Raw genomic sequence first — 17236 nt, 5'->3', positions numbered from 1 at the left:
AGCTCGTCAGCGGCACCCTGCACGGGGGCCCGCCGTCGTCCACCGCGACGCCGCCCGCGTCCGCGCCGAGCCCTTCCACGCCATCGAGCTCGATCTCTCGGTCCTCTGGGCGAGGTGACCTGCAGCCGCGCTGACCTGTCCGAGCGCATCTGGACCGAGCAGCGATGGTTGTACTCCTGGCCGAGGCGACACAGGGTGTTGCGTATCCCCTGTCCGATTCCCTTCGTCGGCCCGGTGGCGGTGCCTGGCTCCGCGTCGAGGGCAGATCAGCCGCCAAGCGCACCGAGGGCGCCAAGAAGAGAACCCATCTCGGGATCAGCGCTTCTTGCTGGGCTCGCGCGCCGGATCGAGCTCCTGGAAGGGCAGCGCGGGCCGGGGGACGAACCGGCTCATCTCGGTGGTCCCGTGGAGGTTCCGCAGCGCGCCGGGCGCCGGTTCCGCGGGCAGAGCGGGCCACGGCGCGCTCGCGGCCTCCCGGGGCGCGCTCGCGGCCTCGTCGCGCAGGTACGACGGCCGCTCCGCCGCACGCCCGCCCTCGAACGCGCGCGCGCCGTCGATGTCCCCCTGCTGGGCCACGGGCTCGCCGAGCGACTCGATGCGCGGCGGGAACTCGCGAAGTCGCCGCTCCTGGGTGGCGAGCGCCTTCGCAAAGCGCGTCAGGATCTCCGGCTCGTCGCGGGCGAGCGCGCTGCTCATCGCCGTGCCCCAGCCGCGCGTCGCCGCGTCCCAGCGCGCCGGCTGGATGCCGAGCCGGAGCAGCACCTCGGTCGAGCGCGCCGCGGGGAAGTGGCGACGATAGGCCATCACCTCCGCGTAGCGCTCGATCGTGAGCCCCTCGATCCGCGGTTCGCGCTGGTGCGCGCGCCCTGCCTGCCGCCCTCGCTCTGCCGCGCTCATCTCGGCTCCTTGGTCGCGGCGCCGCGCGCCTTGCGCTTCGCCAGCCGCTGCTCGCGCTCCTTCACCCATTTCGGGGTGTGGAGCGCGGGGTTCTTCAGCCACCCGCACGCCTCGCGATCGCCTCGATCGCACGCGAGCTGCGCGGTCTCGCGCGCCTTCTTCGGGTCCCTTGGCACGCCCCAGCCCTTGTCGTGGAGCAGGGCGTAATCGAGGCAGCTCGGACGGCTATCGCCATTGCATGCCTCGCGAAAACGCTCGGCGCCTTCGCGCATCCCTTCTCCCTCCCGTACCTCCTCGCCGTCGTGGGAGATGAGCCAGACACCGAGGGTACGGCATGCATTGCTGTCGTGCCAGCCGCAGGCCCTTCGCCGAAAATCGAGCGATTTGTGGATATCGCGCCCCGTCCCCTCCCCGTTGAGATAAAGTGTGCCGAGGATGTCGCAGGCAGGCGTATAGCCGAGCGCGCAGCTCCGCTCGGTGAACACGAACGTCTTGCGCGGATCCTTCGCCACGCCGTAGCCGAATTTGTAAAACCTGGCGAGCTCGAAGCAGGAGGGCTCAGCGCCGCCTCGGCACGCGATCTCGAACAGCGCTGCTGCGGCCACGTAGTCTCTGTCGCCTTGCTCTCCTTCGCCGTACATCAGCCCGAGATCGTTACATGCGGCGATGTTGTTGCGGGTTCGGCAGAGCTCGCCGAGCAGGCTCCTCGCGCTGGTGATATCCTCTTTGGCGACCAGGTTGCAGAATCGGCCCGTGTCCTCGCAGGCGGCCTTGCGTAGCGCCACCTGACGTCTGGCGAACTCGTTGACCCGCGCCCATCTCTCATGCTCCTTGATGTCGCCGAGGGCGGGGAGGTCCGCGCGGGCCCACATCTCGGCTGCATGGCCGCAGCTCCATTCGTTGCCCATGGAGCATCCTCTTGCGAGGAGCGCGCATCCCTTGGCCTGATCTTCCGGCACATGGATCGCCGTGAAATGGATCGCCCCCAGCGTACCACAGGACTTCGCATCATCGGCGTTGCAGGCGCGCTCCAGGAGCTTGATCGCGGCGGCGAACTCCTCGTCGGTCTGCGCCTCGATGCCCGGCTCGCTCCGGAAACGGAGGTCGGCCAGGCGACCGCAGGCGGGTTGATATCCGGCGTCGCAGGCTTTGGTATAGAGCGCCGCTGCGCGCGGATAATCCCTCTCCAGCGCGCCGCCAAGGTAGAGCTGCGCGAGGCGCTCACAGCCGCTTTGCTCACCGCCGTTGCACGCCTTCTCGAGCACGGTCGCCGCCTCTTTGGGATCGGCCTGCATCCGGATCTCCCCGACGCGGACGCAGCTCGCGAGCGCGCCGTGATTGCACGCCCACGTGCACTCCTCGATCGTGGCGCTCTTCGCGCAGTCTTTCGGGCCTGCTGGCGGAGCGCTCGCCGTCGCTGCCGCCGCCGTGGGGCGTGCCACCGGGGGTGGCGCGGACTGAAGCGGTCGGGGCGGCGGCGTTTCAGCGCAGCCGAACACGAACATCAATCCGGTAAGCAGAGACGCTACCACCGATCTCATGCGAGCTCCACCTCACCCGGTGTCCTCGGTTCGTCGTCGATCATGCTCATCCTGAGCTCTTCGGCGTGGTCATCGTCGGTCGCGATGGGCTCGGCGTCATGCTCGCTCGCGCTCCTCGTGTCCTCGCCGTCACGGAACAGCGATGGAATCGTGATGTCGATGCGACGTTGAGGGTCTTGTCGCGGCCGACGGTCTCCGTGGCGTCGTTCTCGATCGAGGCGTCGAGATCGCGCTGGGCGCGGATCACCACCTGCTCGCCGCCGGCCCGATCCTCGAAGGCGATCTCGTTGTATCCGCCGCCGCCCGGCGTCGACTGCGTGCGGATGCCGCTCCGCGAGCGCGAGCGCGGCAGCCGGTGCGTCGGCGCGTGGAGGCCGTTGTGGAGCGCGCCCACGACGACGGGGCGGTCGAGATCGCCGCCGAGGAAGCCGACGAGGACCTCCATCCCCACGCGAGGCACGAACTGGAAGCCCCAGCCCGCGCCCGCCCACGGCGTCGCGACGCGGAGCCAGCACGAGCTCCTGTCGTCGCGCGCGCCGTCGAGGTCCCAGTGGAACTGCACCTTCACGCGGCCGAGCGCGTCGGTGTGGATCTCCTCGCCGGGCGGGCCGACGACGGTCGCGGTCTCGAGCGCCTGCCGCACCGACGCGCGGGGCGCGGGCGGCCTCACCGGCACGGCCTCGGGCGCGCAGCGGAAGCGCGCCTCGTAGCTCGGCCCGTCGCTGCCCGAGAGGTGCGCGTTGTGGCCCTCGTGCTCGACCCGGGTCAGCACATAGCGCCCGTTGAGCGCGGCGACGTCGTGGCCCTCCAGCGAGAACCTGTGCCCCGGCGCGAGCCGCCGGCACCACGAGGCGCCCTCGCCGAGATCCGCGCGCGCCCGGGCCTGCTCCAGCACGATCTGCGCCCGCTCGGCGCCGGCGTCGATCCGCTCGTCGTGATCGTGGTGCTCGTACGTCGTGCGCCCCCGGATCGCCTCCCCTCGGGACCCGCCGAGATCGAGCGCCGGTCGCGCGAAGTCGAAGCCCTTCACCCGCGCGCCGCGCGGCGCCTTGGCCTGCCTCCGCACGAACCGCGTCACGTGCCGCTCCTCGGGAGCGAGCGCGGCGGCGCCGGTCGCCTGGCGGTAGGCGAGCGTGGGATCGCCGGCGATCTGCGCATAGGCCCCGGGGGAATCGGCGAAGACGATCACCTCGGGCGCCGCCGGGTCGCCGCCCTCGGGCGGCTCGAACCAGAAGAAGACGTTGTCCTCCGCGCAGAGCCTGGCGATGAAGGCGAGATCGCTCTCCTGGTGCTGGACGCAGTAGACGCGCGGGGGCCGGGGCGCGCGTCGCCGTCGGCTCATTCGTGCCCCGTGGGCGCGAAATCAAGGCTGAGATTACCTACCCCCTGGTCGAGCCTGCACACGCCGCGCCGGGCGTCGGGCTCCGCGCGCCTCCCTTGAGCGACCGCGCCGTCAGAGCAGAGGCTGCAACGCCGCGTACCACTGCTCGCCCAGCAGCACGTAGCCCTGGAGGTTGGGGTGCCACTGATCTTCGAGTAACGTGGTCTTGTTCGGATTGAAGGGCGTGTACATGTCGACGGAGATGATGTGTCGGCCTGCGTCCGCGCGGGCCTTCACCACCGCCGGAATGGCGTCGTCGTAGGTCTTGATGCGCGCGCTGAGCGCGGTGTCGTCGCCCTTGCTCGCATCGCCGCGCGACGGGACGGGCGCGGCCACCACGATGAGAACACTGGGGAGCTGCTCGTAGATGCTGTCAATCAACGCGCCCAGACGTTTGGGGGCGTTGGGCATGTCGTAATTGTCGATTGCGTCGTTTGTTCCAATCATCAAGAGCACGATGTCGGGCTTGTATTGCGGCATGACGGTCGACACCAGCGTCGAGATGCCGCTCCTTCCGCCTGCGGGGGCGATCGTCCAGCCGCTGTGGCCCTCGTGGTTGTGCGGGAACGCCACGCCGCCAACGGTGTTCGGTCCGTTCGATCCCGAACCGACGAACGTGATGTTCTTGCCCGCCGCGTGCGCGAGCCGGAACAGCTCGACGCGATAGCCGCCCGGCGTGTCCCCGTTGTATCCGTCGGTGATAGAGTCGCCGAACGGCATGATCTTGCACGCCGTACCGTCGGTCGGGCAGGGCCGATAGGTCGAGCCCGCGCCGCCACCGGCGCCACCCTGCGCGCCCGAATCGCCGCCGCTGCCGCCGGCCGCCGCACCGCCGCCATCCCCGCCACCGCCCGTTCCCGCGAGCGATCCACCGGTACCGGCCGCAGAGGTCGTTCCGCCGGTGCCCGCGGCAGCGCCGTCCGTGCCGCCGCCGTCGCTCGTTCCGCCTGCGCCGCCACCGGCGCCCGCTTCGCCCGCTCCGCCGGCGCCCGCGCCGACGCCGCCCGCGCCGCCGCCGCTACAGCCGAGAGCGATGACGACGAGCCCGGCCAGGACCGGCCAAGATGTGAGCGGCTTCATGCCGGAGGATGGTAACGCCGAAAGCTACGGTTTTGTCAACTGAAACGACGGCAGTCGGAATCGACGATCGGGCAGCCTATGGCAATCTCACGGCGCGACGACGGTCGCCCATCCGGTGCCCGGCATCGAGAACTGCAGCTTCGCTCTCCCAGCGGACGCATGAGAGATCGCCTACCTGATGCGGGCCGTGCGTCTTGCGGGGCGCGTTGGTCAGGAAGAAGCAGTGTAACCGTTCACGGGCTGGATCGCATTCCTGACCAACCTCGGGCGCTTGCGAGTACCAGCAACGGTTGTCTTCATATGCTCGCTCAGTCTTGCAGGCACGCGAATTGTTGCATTGATTGAGTCGATCCGTGAACGATTACGAAGCAGTAGCCCTTGGGCGTGTGGACGCCAACGAGGCGAGGAGGCCGGGACGAGCCGGCCGGATCACGAAAAGCAGAACCGCGCGGGCCACCAACGCGGGCGTGCTGAGCTGGATGCCTCGCTGGTTCCAGCAAAAAGGGGCGTGAAAAACTGGCCCGAACCCCACGGATCGTGGCCGGCCGGGCACGAAGTATCACCTTCTGGTCGATCAGAATGGTATCCCGCTCGCCGTCGAGATGACGCCGGCGAACGTCCATGACTCGAGGATGTTCACTCCTATGGTGGACGCGGTGCCGCCGATCGCGCGTCCTTGCGGCCGACCGCGGCGCCGCCCCAAGAAACTGCATGCCGATAAGGCCTACGACGACCCGGCCCTGCGGTTGGCTTGTCATCTGCGCCACATCGTGCCCCGCATCGCTCGCAAGGGCATCGAGTCGTCGGAGAAACTCGGCCGTCACCGCTGGGTCGTCGAACGGACGATCGCTTGGGTCCGGCGCTTCCGCCGCTTGACCGTGCGGTATGAGCGCCGTGCCGACATTCACCGAGCGTTCCTCCTGCTCGCCGTATGCCTGATCTGCCTCAACCATATCCCGACAGGCTTTTGTTAGGCTCTCTAAGCATATTCCGAGCGCCACTTCCGCGGCACACGCTTACTCAGCCTCGATCATCGCCCTCCCATCGCCACGAGCCTCGGCCTGCGCCTCACCTTCGCCGAGCCCGTCCGCGGCCCCATCGCCCTCGGCTACGCCTCCCCCTTCGGCCTCGGCACGCTCGCCCCGGCGCCGTGATCCCCCGCCGCGGATCTCCTTCATCCCCTCCTCCCGCCGCCGTATCCTCCTCGCAGGAGGCTCCATGCCGACCGCGACGCGCCCCCAGAACGCCACGCTCACGGGCACCCTGCCGCTCGACCGCCCCACGGCGGAGCGGCCGCACCGGCTCTACGTGGCCACCTCGAACCACTGCAACCGCTCCTGTCCGTGGTGCTGCACCTGCTCATCGCCCCGGGGGCAGACCTTCCTCGCCCTCGATCGCTACCTCGCGAGCTTCCCGGCCGAGGGCCCCTTCGAGGTGCAGCTCGAGGGCGGCGAGCCCACGATCCACCCGCACTTCGACGAGATGGTCCGCCTCGCCCGCGCCGAGCCCCGCTGCGCGCGCGTCGTCGTCGTGACCAACGGCGTCGAGATCCCGCGCGAACCGGCCGGGCTCGACGCGTGGCTCCAGAGGCTCGGCGAGCCCGCCACGATCAAGCTCTCGGTGAACCACCACCTCCTCGAGCACGACGGCGGCCTGCTCGCCCTCGCGTGCGCCCTGCGCGAGCGGCTCTCCGCGCTCGGCGGCGATCGCCAGCTCGTCCTGAACGTCCGGCTGCGCAAGACCGAGCCCGACGGCGATGCATGGATCGTCGAGGCGGTGCGCGACGCGGGGCTCCTCGCGCTCGCCAACGTGTTCCACCTGCAGCGCTATGGCTTCGCGCAGAAGCGGGAGGACTGGGACGAGCCTTTCCTCGTGGGGACCCATTTCACGATGCTCAACCCAGACGGCAGCGCCTTTGGCCCCGACCTCGTGGCGCGCTCCGACGCGATGAGGAGGCTGCCGTGAACGCCCGTCCCTTCCGCGAGGAATGGCGCCGCCTGAAGAGCCGCGCCTTCGATCTCAAGGGCAACAGCACCGCCGGCGACACGGTGCGCTTCGACCTGTGGGGCCGGCCGATCGAGGTCTATCGCAACGCGAACTTCTCCATCTACAGCCGTCAACCCTGCAACGCGAAATGCCATTTCTGCGTCGAGGAGCTCAGGCCCGCGTCGCGCGGGCGCAGCCTGTCGGTGCAGAAGACCGTCGAGGACGACGACGAGCGCTATTTCGATGCCATGGCGGCGTCCCTGGAAGCCCTCCGGCCGCTCGATCCGACGGTCTCGGTGACCGGCGGGGAGCCGAGCCACGATCCGCGGTTGCCCCGCATCCTAGCGCTCGGGCAGGCCCACCGGGGCCGCAAGCGGACGCTCACGACGAACGGATCGGGGCTGCTCCAGCAGCGGGAAGGAAAGCGGGTGATCGACTGGATCGTCGACACCGGTATCCAGCACCTCAACATCAGCCGCGCCCACCCCGATCACGACAGGAACGCACGGCTGATGGTGATGAAGGACGGCCTCCGCGCCGACGAGCTGCGCAGCGTCGTGGCGGCGGCGACGGCGGGCGGCACCCGGGTGCGCCTCTCCTGTGTGCTCCTCGACGGGCAGATCGACGCCGTCGAGCCCATCGTCGATTACCTGCGCTTCGCCCGGTCGCTCGGCGTGGACAACGTGATCTTCCGGCAGCTGATGAAGACCGACCCGACCGCGGTGGTCGAGAACCACGTCGTCAAGTACAGCGATCGCGCGCGCGTCCGGCTCGAGCCGCTCCTCGACGCGCTGAGCGCCGACGCGCGGTTCTCGTTCGAGCGGCAGATCGTGGGTTATTATTACTATGTCGAGGTGTTCCGCTTCGAGGACATGGATGTCGTCTTCGAGGAGGCCGACCTCGCCCAGCTTGAGGAGACGAAGCGCTCGGGCCCGGGCATCGTCCACGAGCTCATCTTCCACCCCAATGCGAGGCTCGCCTCGACCTGGCAACCCTGGGACGGCGTCCTCGGCCCTCCCCCTTCGATGCGCGCCTCGCTGGCCACGTCATGACACCGTTCATCCTTCCCCTTCCTTATATCGGCCGGAATCTGCTCTTCCTCGAGGAGGTCCTGGACGAGCTCGAAGAGCGCGGCGCGCCTCCCCCTCTCCTGTTCCGCGCGAGCGAGGCGGACAAGCTGGCTCGCCTCCTCGAGCACGGCACCGACCGCGCAGGATACCCTGGAGAGAGGGCGTGGACCGACGGCCCGGATCAGGGGCGGGCGATCCGGCACGAAGACGTGATCTTCGCGACGACCGAAGACGAGATCCGGAGAGGGGAACGGGAGCCCGAGCGGTCCACGTCGCTCAAGAAATTCGCCGTGATCGAGCGGCCGCTGTTCATCGCGCACGACGCCCGCTGCTTCGTCAAGCTGTGCGACAGGCAGTACGAGTACCGCGATCCGGCGCAGAAGCGAGCGGCGCTGCTCGCGCTGTTCCCGGTGACCCGGGTCGCGCCCATCCAGGGCTGGTTCTCCGAGGAGGACGGCCTCGCCTACCGGGCGCTTGTGCGCCCCCTCCGGGGCGGCGCGATGGTCGAGGTGGGCTCGTGGAAAGGGCTCTCCACGGCGTACGTCGGGCGGCTCGCCGCGAGGAACGGGGTCGCGCTCCATTGCGTCGACACCTGGGCAGGCTCGAGCGACAAGTACGCCGACAGGTATCGCGCCCTGCTCGCCGCGGAGGACGTGCCCGGCGCGTTCAGGGCGAACATGGCGGCGCTCGGGATCCAGCCAGACGTGCTCCGGATGGCGTCCACGGACGCGGCGGCGCGCTTCGCCGACGCCAGCCTGGATCTCGTGTTCCTCGACGGCTCGCACGACCGCGCGGCCGTGCTCGCCGATCTCGAGGCCTGGTGGCCAAGGCTCAAGCCGGGCGGCGTCCTGGCCGGCCATGACCACAACGAGGATCACGCGGGCGTCATGGAGGCCGTCGCTCACTTCATGTCCCGCACCGGGCGGGCGATCGAGCGCGGCGCTGGCTCGGTGTGGTGGGCGCGGCGATAGGTGGGATGGTGATGGGCAAACCTCTCTTCGTGGCGACAGGGGCCTATTCGTGCGGCAAGACCACGACGCTCCGTCACCTCGCGTCCACGCGGGGCTACCGCGTACACGGCGAGGCGCACCGGCGCGTGCTCGACGAGCTCGGCGCGCGCACCCACGGCCACGCGCCGGACGCGCCGTTTCGCCCGATCGACACGCCGGAGCACCTCTGTCCCATGTGCCGAAAGCGGGAGTTCGCCGCGCTCGTGCTGGAGACCCAGAAGACCATCGAGGCGGACGCGCGGGAGGGAGACTGGCTGGAGCGCGGGTACCTCGATCCGGTCGAGTACTACCTGCGCACGAGCGGAGAGGCGGAGTACCCTTGGCGGGAAGGCGAGCCCGCCTTCGAGCACTATGCGCTGGTGTTCCTGTTCGCCGTGATGCCGGAGCTCCAGGAGCCGCGCTGGGGCAAGAGCAGAGAGGCGCGCGCCGCCGAGGCGGAGCGGATCAACCAGCGGCTCGGCGCGCTCTACCGCGAGGCGGGCTTCGAGGTGATCGACGTCGGCCCCGGCACGGTGGAGGAGCGGGCGGAGCTCCTGGCGAGCCGCGCGCGGCTGACCGGTACCGCGCATCGCGCCTGACTCGGCGCGCCAGGGCGCATGGCGCGGCGGCGCGGGGCCCTCACCCCTCCGCGAAGTCCTGAGCGAGCCGCACGTCCTTCAGCTCCGCGCCGAGCAGCTCGATCGCGGCCGTGACGAGCGGGTGGTCGGCCACGGCGCGCTTGGCGGCCTCGACGCGGGCCTTCCGCTCGGCGGTCTCGACCTGGGCGAGCGACGGGCCGGCGCTGCCGCGGGTGATCGTCTCGAAGACCAGCTCGGCGGGGGCGCCGAAGTGGGCGCCGAGGACGCGGGCGAGCAGGTCGCGGGACGCCGGCTCGGTGGCCTGGCCGGACAGGAACGAGTTCGCCTCGTAGCCGAGCGCGACGCGGGTCGGCGTGAGCTCCAGCACCGCCGCGTGCTCGAGGACGGAGGCGAGCGCTGGCCGCTGCACCCTGACCGCGGCGATCACCGCGCGCCAGGTGGCGAGGTCCTCGGCGCTCATCGCTGGCGGCGGCGGCGCGCTCGACGCTGGCGCCGGGCTCGGCGCCGAGGGCGGCGCGCTCGACGCTGGCACCGGGCCCTGCGCCGAGGGCGGCGCGCTCGACCTCGGCGCCGAGCCGGGCGCCACGAACTGCGGCGCGCTCTGCGGAACGGAGTACAGCGCGCCGCGCGGCGACGGTGGCGGAGCGCTGTCGGCGCGGTACGCGGGCGCGACCGCGCCGCTCGCGTACGGCGGCGCCTTCGCGAAGGCCGGCGCCGCGCCGCCGCTCGCGAAGCTGGTCGCGGCGCCGTGCACGCCCGGCGCGCCGTTCACGAAGGGGACGACGTTGGCAGCCGACGTGCCGCTCGCCGCGACACCGCCGTTCGCCGCCATGCCGCCGTGCGCTCTCGCCACCCCGCTCCCGCTCGGCGCGCCATAGACGGCCGCCGCGCCGTTCGCTCGCGCCACGCCGTTCGCCGCTGCCACGCCGTTCGCCGCCACGCCGTTCGCCGCGCCAGTCGGTCTCCCAGCCCCGCCCGCGCCCGCCGCGCCGCTCGCGAAGGCGACGCCGTTCGCCGGTGCGCCGGCGGCCGCCGCGCCGTTCGCTCGCGCCACGCCGCTCGCCGCCGCCGCGCCATTCAACCCCGCCGCGCCGGAGGCGTGCGCGTCCTCGGGCGCAGCCTCGGCCGATGCCGCCCCGCGCCGGGGCGCAGCCGCTCCGCCGGACGGCGCGCCGGGCCGCTGCGGCCCGCGCTCCGGCGCGCCGCCGCCGCCACCCCCGCCGCCGCCTCCGCCGTTCAGGCGCCGCTCGAGATCGCCGAGGCGGCGCAGCAGCTCGTCGATCGGCAGGAGCGGCGGCCTCCGGGCGAGCCGGACGAGCGCCATCTCGAACGAGGCGCGGGGCTGGCCGCTCCGGGCGATGTCGTCGAACGCGCGCGAGAAGCCCTGGTGCAGCCGCGTGAGATCGTCCGCGTCCGCCCGCGCCGCGAGCGCGCGCGTGTCGGCGACCTCCTCGTCCGCGAGATCCAGGAGCGGCGCCGGGTCCTCGCAGACCTTGGCCACCACGAGATCGCGCAGGTGCGCGAGGAAATCGCGGGCCACGTGGGGCAGATCGTACCCCTCCTGCGCGAGCTCGCCGACGATGCGCACGCACGCCGCAGGGTCGCCGTCCACGAGCGCGCCCGCGAGCCGGTGCAGCACGACGCGGTCGGCGACGCCGAGCACCTTCGCCACCCCCTCGGCCGTGATGCGATCGCCGCTCGTCCCCACCCACGCGATCACCTGGTCGAGCAGGCTCATCGCGTCGCGCATGCTCCCCGCCGCCTCCCGCGCGAGCGCGCTGAGCGCCGGGTCGTCGGCGGGGATCTTCTCCTGATCGAGCACCCAGCGGAGCCGCGCCGCGATCGCCTGCGCCCCGATGAGCTTGAAGTCGTAGCGCTGGCACCGGCTCAGGATCGTGACCGGGACCTTGTGCACCTCCGTCGTCGCGAAGATGAACTTCACGTGCGGCGGCGGCTCCTCGAGCGTCTTCAAGAACGCGTTCCACGCCGCGTTCGAGAGCATGTGGACCTCGTCCACGATGAAGATCTTGAACCGGTCGCGCGCCGGCCGGTACGGCAGGCTCTCCTGGAGCTTGCGCACCTCGTCGACGCCGTTGTAGCTCGCGCCGTCGATCTCCTGGACGTCGACGTCCGCGCCGACCGTGATCTCGGCGCACGGCGCGCACGTCTGGCAGGGCGTCGCCGTCGGCCCGTGGACGCAGTTCAGCGCCTTCGCGAGGATGCGGGCGCTCGTCGTCTTGCCGACCCCGCGGACGCCCGTGAAGAGGAACGCGTGGGCGACGCGATCCCGCGCGATGGCGTTGGCGAGCGTCGTGGAGACGTGCTCCTGTCCGACGAGATCCTCGAAGGACTGCGGGCGCCATTTCCGCGCGAGGACGACGTAGCTCATACGCTGCTCGACTAGCACCTTCTCGCGGGCGCGTCGCCGCGGCTGTGGCCGGTACGGAAGTCGCCCTGCATTCCGGAGAGTTTGCCAGAATTGCCGCACAAAATGCACCCCGCCCGCGCCGGGGCCGGAACCGGCCGGAATCCGCCGGAACCGCGCCGCCGCACGCGCCAAGGAGCCCCTGGAGAGCGCGCCAGCGAGCCCCCTGAAGAGACGGAGGAGCCCGCTCGCGGCGGGCGGCCCCGGAGGGAGACGCCCGTGGTGCCGCGCGCTGCGTCGAACGGCCGCGCGCTGCGTCGGCGGGCCGCGCGTCCAGCGCCCCTCCTCGTCCCCATCCCTCCCCCGTCCCCCTCCCCTTCACGGTTGCGGCGCGGCGCGGTTCACGGCATAGACGCCGATCTGAATATGCAATTTCGCGGCGGAATGAACGAGCTGGTTCGCCAGGCGGCGCGCGTGCAGCGCAAGATCGACCAGGTGAAGGGCGAGCTGAAGGACCGCGAGGTGAGCGCGACCGCCGCCGGCGACAAGGTCACCGTCGTGGTCTCCTGCGAGGGCAAGGTGCGCCGGATCGAGGTCGACCCCGCCTTCCTCGCGAGCGAGGGCTTGGAGATGGCGCTCGACGCCGTCGTGGCCGCATCGAACTCGGCGCTCGAGGCGGCCGACAAGCTCGTCGAGACCGAGATCACCAAGGTGACCGGCGGCGTCAAGCTCCCCGGCATGCACACTTGACGGCGTTGCGCTCCCCGTCGTCGCTCCCCGGCTCCTCGAAGGTCCCGAACGGCGACCGGGGCGCGCCCGCGGCCGGCTTCCGGAGCGCGCCCGGCGGCCTGCCCGGCCGGCTGTCGCGGGTCGCCCAGCTGCTCGCCCGCCTGCCGGGCGTCGGCGAGAAGACGGCGCAGCGCTTCGCCCTCTTCCTCGTGACCGCCGGCGAGGACACCGCGCGCGACCTGGGGGGCGAGCTCGTCGAGCTCTGCGATCACATCAGGCCGTGCATCCGGTGCGGCCACATCGCCGAGCTCGACGACGACGGCCGGGCGCTCTGCGCCATCTGCCTGGATACGCGGCGCGACGGCGCGCTCCTGTGCGTTGTCGCGCGCGTCCAGGACCTCCTGGCGATCGAGCGGAGCGGGGCGATGCGCGGGCGGTACTTCGTGCTCGGCCGGCTCCTCTCGCCGCTCGAGGGGGTCGGCGCCGAGGAGCTGCCGCTCGAGGCGCTCCGGGCGCGCGTGCGCGATCCCGAGCAGCCGGTGAGAGAGGTGCTGGTCGCCACCCCGCCTTCCGTCGACGGAGAGGCGACCGCGCTCCTGCTCGCGCGGGAGCTCGGCGCGATGGGGATCCAGGTCACGCGGATCGCCAGCGGCGTGCCGCACGGGGGAGATCTGGAGTTCGCCGACCAGGTGACGCTGGGGCGAGCCATCGAAGGCCGGAAGAGCTTCGGCTAGCAGGAAACGCGAGAATCGGCCCCAGCCAACGAAAGCGAGGGGCGGGGCGGGCGGGCGTTCTTCACGCCGAAGCGCCCACGAATTTCAGAGGTCGAAATGTCCAAAATCGCCATCACATCCGATCGGGCCCCGCGCGCCATCGGCCCCTACTCGCAGGCCGTCAAGGCCGGAGATCTCGTGTTCTGCAGCGGCCAGATCCCGATCGATCCCGCGACGGGCGAGCTCGTCGCCGGGGGGATCGAGGAGCAGACGGCCCGGGTGATCAAGAACCTGACCGAGGTGCTGTCCGCGGCCGGCGCGAGCTGGAGCGACGTGGTGAAGACCACGATCTACCTGACGGACCTCGCGGATTTCGCCATCGTCAACCAGGTGTACGGAGCAGCCGTCGGCGGCGTGCTGCCCGCACGGGCGACGGTGCAGGTGGCGGCGCTGCCCAAGGGCGCCGCCGTCGAGATCGAAGCTGTTGCCCATCTTTCGCGATAATCGGGGAGCCGCGGCCGCGGTCCCCATCTCCACTATGTCCCCGGGAGCCTCGACATGAGCACAAAGAACGAGAGCGAGAGCACGGAGCGGACCGCCAGCGCAGTTCCCGAATCTGCGCGCGAAGGCGCCCCCGATGCAGAGAGCGGAGACAAGCCGCGCGCGCGGCGGGTCGTCCGGTCGGCGAGCACGTCCGTCGGCGCGAGCGGCGCGGGCGGCGTGAAGCGGACCGACGAGCCCTCCGAGGGCGCGTCGGCGCAGCCCGCAGGCGAGGCGCCGCGCCCCTCGTCGAAGGCCGCCGCAAAGGAACCGCAGGGCTCGCTGTTGGATCTCATCGCGCCCCGCAAGCGGCCGGCGCTCGCAGACGCGCCGCCGCCGCCGACGACCGAGGACGCCGCGCCGCCTCCGGCCGCCGCGCCGCGGGTGGTGCGCGACTACCGCGCGCCCAGGCCCGAGCGGCCCGCCGTGGCCTCCGGCGGGCCGAGGCCCGACCGCGGGCCCAGGCCCGATCGCGGCCCGCGCCCCGACCGTGGACCCAGGCCCGACCGCGGGCCGCGCCCCGACCGCGGGCCGCGCCCCGACCGTGGACCCAGGCCCGAGCAGGGCCCTGGAGCGGCGCAGGTAGCAGGCGCAGAGCAGGGCGCGAGGCCCGACCGCGGGCCGCGCCCCGACCGCCCCTGGTCCGACCGCGGGCCCAGGCCCGACCGTGGGCCCAGGCCTGACCGCGGGCCGCGCCCCGACCGCGGGCCGCGCCCCGAGCGCGGGCCCAGGCCCGACCGCGGCTTCTCGGCGCGGCCGGCAGGAGAAGGCGGTCGGCCGCAGGGCCCCGGGGGCGCCGAAGGACGAGCGCCCGCCGCGGCGAAGCAGCAGCAGAGCGACCGGATGGTGACCGTGGTCGGCCAGGGCGCGACCGCGACGGTCGTGACGGGCAAGAGCGCCCGGCAGCCGCAGGGCCCGGCCAAGCCGGCGCACCTCCTCTTCGCGCTCCCGGCCGCCAAGGCGAAGCCGGTCGCGACCGCGGACAAGCCGGCGCTCACGGCGCGCGAGGCGCTCGGCGCGCGCACCGCGAAGGCCCAGCAGGCCGCGGCCACCGCGAAGAGCAAGGCCGAGAGCGGCGCCCGCCCGGAAGGCAGCCCGAGCGCCGGGGCGGCGAAGGTCGACTTCGACGCCGAGGTGCTCGCGGCGGGCTGGGATCGGGCGCTCGAGGCGCTGAAGTCGGCGGGCGACGCCGCGCCGGCGCTCGTCGACGCCTGGCTCGGCGCGTCCAACGCGGAGGCTATCGCGGCGGCCGCCGAGTCGGAGGACGCCTCCGGCGCGGCGCGGAAGGCGGCGCGGCGCGCGCTCAACGTGCTCAAGTCGCGCGGGGCGACGATCCCGACGCGCCCGCGCGTGGTGCGGCTCGCGGAGGAGCGCGCCGAGGTGGTCGAGGCCACGCTCATCCCGCCCGACTCGAGCGGGACCGAGGCCATCGCGATCACGAGCCGCGACACCAGCGGCCGCTACCGGATCGCCGAGGTGATCGTGCGCGACTCGGTCGGCGTGCTGCACGCCGGAGCGGGGTGGCTCAGCGGCTCGCAGATCAAGGAGGGCCGCGCGCGCGCGTACGAGAACCTGGGCACGGCGCCCGTGCCGGTCTCCCTGGAGTGGGCGCGCCACCGGATCGCGGCCGCGAAGCGGCAGAACGCGGTGTCGGGGCAGGTCGTGCCGCTCGGGTTCGAGGGATGTCGCGATCTCATCGAGCCCGCGCCGGACGCCGAGCCGAGGCACCCGGTGGCGGATCTCGAAGAGAGCCTGACGGACGAGCTGGTGACGGCGCAGATCGCCGGCTCCGCCGCGCTGCACGAGGAGCCCGAGTTCCGGCACTGGCTGCCCTCGCGGCCGGCGCTCGACGAGCTCCTGCAGAAGGTCGGCCAGCGGCTCGGGGCCGCCGGGATGCGCGATCCCGGGCTGGTGAACACGGCCCTGCGGGAGGAGATCGACCTCGCGACCGACCGCTTCTTCTCGCCCGAGGTGCGCGGGCAGCTCGCGACGCGGATTCGAAGCAGCGCCGTGTCGCTGCGGGCGCGCAAGGGCGACGCGGCGGCCACCACCGCCCTCGCCGTCGCGCGCGCCATCAAGGACGCCGGGCTGATCACCTCGCCGCCGCGGGAGATCCCCTTCCTGGCGGCCTTCTTCCAGAAGGCGCTCGGCGTGCTCGCCCAGCAGGGCGGCGGGCAGCTGCGGATCCCGGTCCCGGCCGGCGCCGTCCCGCCCGCGAGGGACGCCGCGGCGGGCAGCGAGGAGCCCGCCGAGGGCTCCGGCCCCGAGGCCCAGCCGTCGACCGGCGGCTGATCGGGAGCGCCGGCCTCGCCGGCGCGCCGGCGACGCGAAGCCGGTGACCCAAAGGCCAGGAGGCGAGCCCGGGGCGACCCGGCGCTCGCCTCTCGGCTTTTGTCCTGGCGGAGCTACTTCACCGCGATGGTGATGTCGCCGTTCTCGGTGAAGAGCTCGAGCAGGCCGCCGTCGCCGTCACCCATCGTGTACGACGTCGCGCTGCCCTCGCCGGCGGTGGCCCACGTCGAGGGGATGCCCTGCTCCACGACGTCGCCGTTGAGCGTCTGCGCGGTCATCGTCCCGTCCACCCCGGCCGGCACCGAGAGCTCGATCGCGCCGTTGCCGGAGCTGATCGCGCCGTCGGAGGCGCTCCACGCGTCGAGGTCGACGAAGACATGGCCGTTGTCGGTGGTCACGTCGATCGCGCCGCGCGCGCCGACCACGTCGATGCTGCCGTTGTCGCTCACCACGGTGGTGCCCCGGGACGGGGCGCCATCCAGGTTGATCTCGACGCCGCCGTTGTCCTGCTCGACACGGAGCCCGCCGTCGAACGCGGCGGGCAGGACGACCTGGATGTCGGCGCCCAGCCCTCCCCACCCGCCCGACACGCGCCGCGTCGAGATCACGACGTCGCCGTCGGTGATCGCGGCGAGCTTGAGGTCGTTCTCGATCTCCTCCACCGCGACCTGGTTCTCGTCCTTCTTGCGCATCGTGAACGGGGAGAAGGTGACCTCGACCGCGCTCACGTCCCCGGTGACGACCTCGACGTCCCCGTTCTCGCTCACGATGCGGACGCTCTGGGTCGGTAGGTACTCGACCCGAGCGCGCTCCTCGGTGCCCTCGTAACGTACGAGGGTCTCAGCGGTGATGGAGTTGTCGTCGATGCTCAGGGCACACCCGGCCGTCGCTGCAGCGGACACGGAGCACACCAGGAAGCAGGCGATTCGAAGCGAGCGATTCATCATGGATTCCTCTCGGGCAGATTGTACGGCGGGCGACGTGCGAGCCCCATCCGACCCGCGCAGGGAACATGCCGGCCAGTTCCTTGGACGCGCGCTCCGAGCGGCACGTC

14 protein-coding genes and 1 pseudogene are annotated in these 17236 nt (G+C 72.1%); 9 read left to right on the top strand and 6 right to left on the bottom strand.

Annotation, left to right across the window (positions count from 1 at the left end):
- Window positions 1–315: 315 nt before the first annotated feature.
- From WME97_RS01475 to WME97_RS01460, 4 genes are all read right to left on the bottom strand, one after another.
- Complete coding sequence (locus WME97_RS01475) at window positions 316–897, bottom strand: hypothetical protein (protein ID WP_437548877.1); 582 nt, start codon at window positions 895–897, stop codon at window positions 316–318.
- Window positions 894–2339, bottom strand: coding sequence for a hypothetical protein (locus WME97_RS01470; protein WP_437548876.1), 1446 nt, complete (start codon window positions 2337–2339; stop codon window positions 894–896). The genes WME97_RS01475 and WME97_RS01470 overlap by 4 nt, the downstream gene beginning before the upstream one ends.
- 145 nt (window positions 2340–2484) lie before the next feature.
- Entirely contained in the window at window positions 2485–3780 is a 1296-nt protein-coding gene (gene tssI / locus WME97_RS01465) for a type VI secretion system tip protein TssI/VgrG (RefSeq protein WP_437548875.1), read from the bottom strand.
- 111 nt (window positions 3781–3891) lie between these two features.
- Window positions 3892–4899, bottom strand: a complete 1008-nt coding sequence (locus WME97_RS01460; protein WP_437548873.1) for an SGNH/GDSL hydrolase family protein — start codon at window positions 4897–4899, stop codon at window positions 3892–3894.
- Window positions 4900–5365: 466 nt separating this feature from the next.
- Here WME97_RS01460 and WME97_RS01455 point away from each other — a divergent pair.
- The 5 genes and pseudogenes from WME97_RS01455 to WME97_RS01435 form a co-directional block, all read left to right on the top strand.
- A pseudogene (locus WME97_RS01455) lies at window positions 5366–5873 on the top strand (IS5 family transposase); the annotation flags it as partial.
- A gap of 244 nt (window positions 5874–6117) precedes the next feature.
- The gene (locus tag WME97_RS01450; RefSeq protein WP_437548871.1) at window positions 6118–6864 is read left to right on the top strand and encodes a radical SAM protein; all 747 of its coding nucleotides are present in this window, start codon (window positions 6118–6120) and stop codon (window positions 6862–6864) included.
- Entirely contained in the window at window positions 6861–7937 is a 1077-nt protein-coding gene (locus tag WME97_RS01445; RefSeq protein ID WP_437548869.1) for a radical SAM protein, read from the top strand. The genes WME97_RS01450 and WME97_RS01445 overlap by 4 nt, the downstream gene beginning before the upstream one ends.
- The gene (locus tag WME97_RS01440) at window positions 7934–8926 is read left to right on the top strand and encodes a class I SAM-dependent methyltransferase (protein ID WP_437548867.1); all 993 of its coding nucleotides are present in this window, start codon (window positions 7934–7936) and stop codon (window positions 8924–8926) included. The genes WME97_RS01445 and WME97_RS01440 overlap by 4 nt, the downstream gene beginning before the upstream one ends.
- 11 nt (window positions 8927–8937) lie before the next feature.
- Entirely contained in the window at window positions 8938–9543 is a 606-nt protein-coding gene (locus WME97_RS01435; protein WP_437548865.1) for an AAA family ATPase, read from the top strand.
- A gap of 40 nt (window positions 9544–9583) precedes the next feature.
- Here the strand turns inward: WME97_RS01435 and dnaX are convergent, their stop codons facing one another.
- Complete coding sequence (gene dnaX, locus WME97_RS01430; protein ID WP_437548863.1) at window positions 9584–11932, bottom strand: DNA polymerase III subunit gamma/tau; 2349 nt, start codon at window positions 11930–11932, stop codon at window positions 9584–9586.
- Between the two features lie 402 nt (window positions 11933–12334).
- On the opposite strand from dnaX, the gene WME97_RS01425 reads away from it, so the two are divergent.
- The 4 genes from WME97_RS01425 (at window position 12335) to WME97_RS01410 (ending at window position 16182) form a co-directional block, all read left to right on the top strand.
- Window positions 12335–12658 (top strand): YbaB/EbfC family nucleoid-associated protein, encoded by a 324-nt coding sequence (locus tag WME97_RS01425; protein ID WP_437548861.1) that lies wholly within the window; start codon window positions 12335–12337, stop codon window positions 12656–12658.
- Between the two features lie 98 nt (window positions 12659–12756).
- Window positions 12757–13371 (top strand): recombination mediator RecR, encoded by a 615-nt coding sequence (gene recR, locus WME97_RS01420; RefSeq protein ID WP_437331070.1) that lies wholly within the window; start codon window positions 12757–12759, stop codon window positions 13369–13371.
- Window positions 13372–13467: 96 nt separating this feature from the next.
- Complete coding sequence (locus WME97_RS01415; protein WP_437279214.1) at window positions 13468–13854, top strand: RidA family protein; 387 nt, start codon at window positions 13468–13470, stop codon at window positions 13852–13854.
- Window positions 13855–13908: 54 nt separating this feature from the next.
- Complete coding sequence (locus WME97_RS01410; RefSeq protein ID WP_437548859.1) at window positions 13909–16182, top strand: hypothetical protein; 2274 nt, start codon at window positions 13909–13911, stop codon at window positions 16180–16182.
- Window positions 16183–16295: 113 nt separating this feature from the next.
- Here WME97_RS01410 and WME97_RS01405 read toward each other — a convergent pair whose 3' ends face one another.
- Complete coding sequence (locus WME97_RS01405) at window positions 16296–17129, bottom strand: hypothetical protein (RefSeq protein ID WP_437548858.1); 834 nt, start codon at window positions 17127–17129, stop codon at window positions 16296–16298.
- Between the last annotated feature and the right edge of the window lie 107 nt (window positions 17130–17236).

The organism is Sorangium sp. So ce367 (genome assembly GCF_051520455.1).
Taxonomy (GTDB): domain Bacteria; phylum Myxococcota_A; class Polyangia; order Polyangiales; family Polyangiaceae; genus Sorangium; species Sorangium cellulosum_B.
Note: the sequence above shows the minus strand (reverse complement) of the source record. Positions and strands in the feature narration are given on the sequence as shown.

Coding starts and splice junctions, on each gene's coding strand:
- WME97_RS01475 (WP_437548877.1), bottom strand. CDS start 897: ATGAGCGCGGCAGAGCGAGGGCGGCAGGCAGGGCGCGCGCACCAGCGC.
- tssI (WP_437548875.1), bottom strand. CDS start 3,780: ATGAGCCGACGGCGACGCGCGCCCCGGCCCCCGCGCGTCTACTGCGTC.
- WME97_RS01460 (WP_437548873.1), bottom strand. CDS start 4,899: ATGAAGCCGCTCACATCTTGGCCGGTCCTGGCCGGGCTCGTCGTCATC.
- WME97_RS01450 (WP_437548871.1), top strand. CDS start 6,118: ATGCCGACCGCGACGCGCCCCCAGAACGCCACGCTCACGGGCACCCTG.
- WME97_RS01440 (WP_437548867.1), top strand. CDS start 7,934: ATGACACCGTTCATCCTTCCCCTTCCTTATATCGGCCGGAATCTGCTC.
- WME97_RS01435 (WP_437548865.1), top strand. CDS start 8,938: ATGGGCAAACCTCTCTTCGTGGCGACAGGGGCCTATTCGTGCGGCAAG.
- dnaX (WP_437548863.1), bottom strand. CDS start 11,932: ATGAGCTACGTCGTCCTCGCGCGGAAATGGCGCCCGCAGTCCTTCGAG.
- WME97_RS01425 (WP_437548861.1), top strand. CDS start 12,335: ATGCAATTTCGCGGCGGAATGAACGAGCTGGTTCGCCAGGCGGCGCGC.
- WME97_RS01415 (WP_437279214.1), top strand. CDS start 13,468: ATGTCCAAAATCGCCATCACATCCGATCGGGCCCCGCGCGCCATCGGC.
- WME97_RS01410 (WP_437548859.1), top strand. CDS start 13,909: ATGAGCACAAAGAACGAGAGCGAGAGCACGGAGCGGACCGCCAGCGCA.
- WME97_RS01405 (WP_437548858.1), bottom strand. CDS start 17,129: ATGATGAATCGCTCGCTTCGAATCGCCTGCTTCCTGGTGTGCTCCGTG.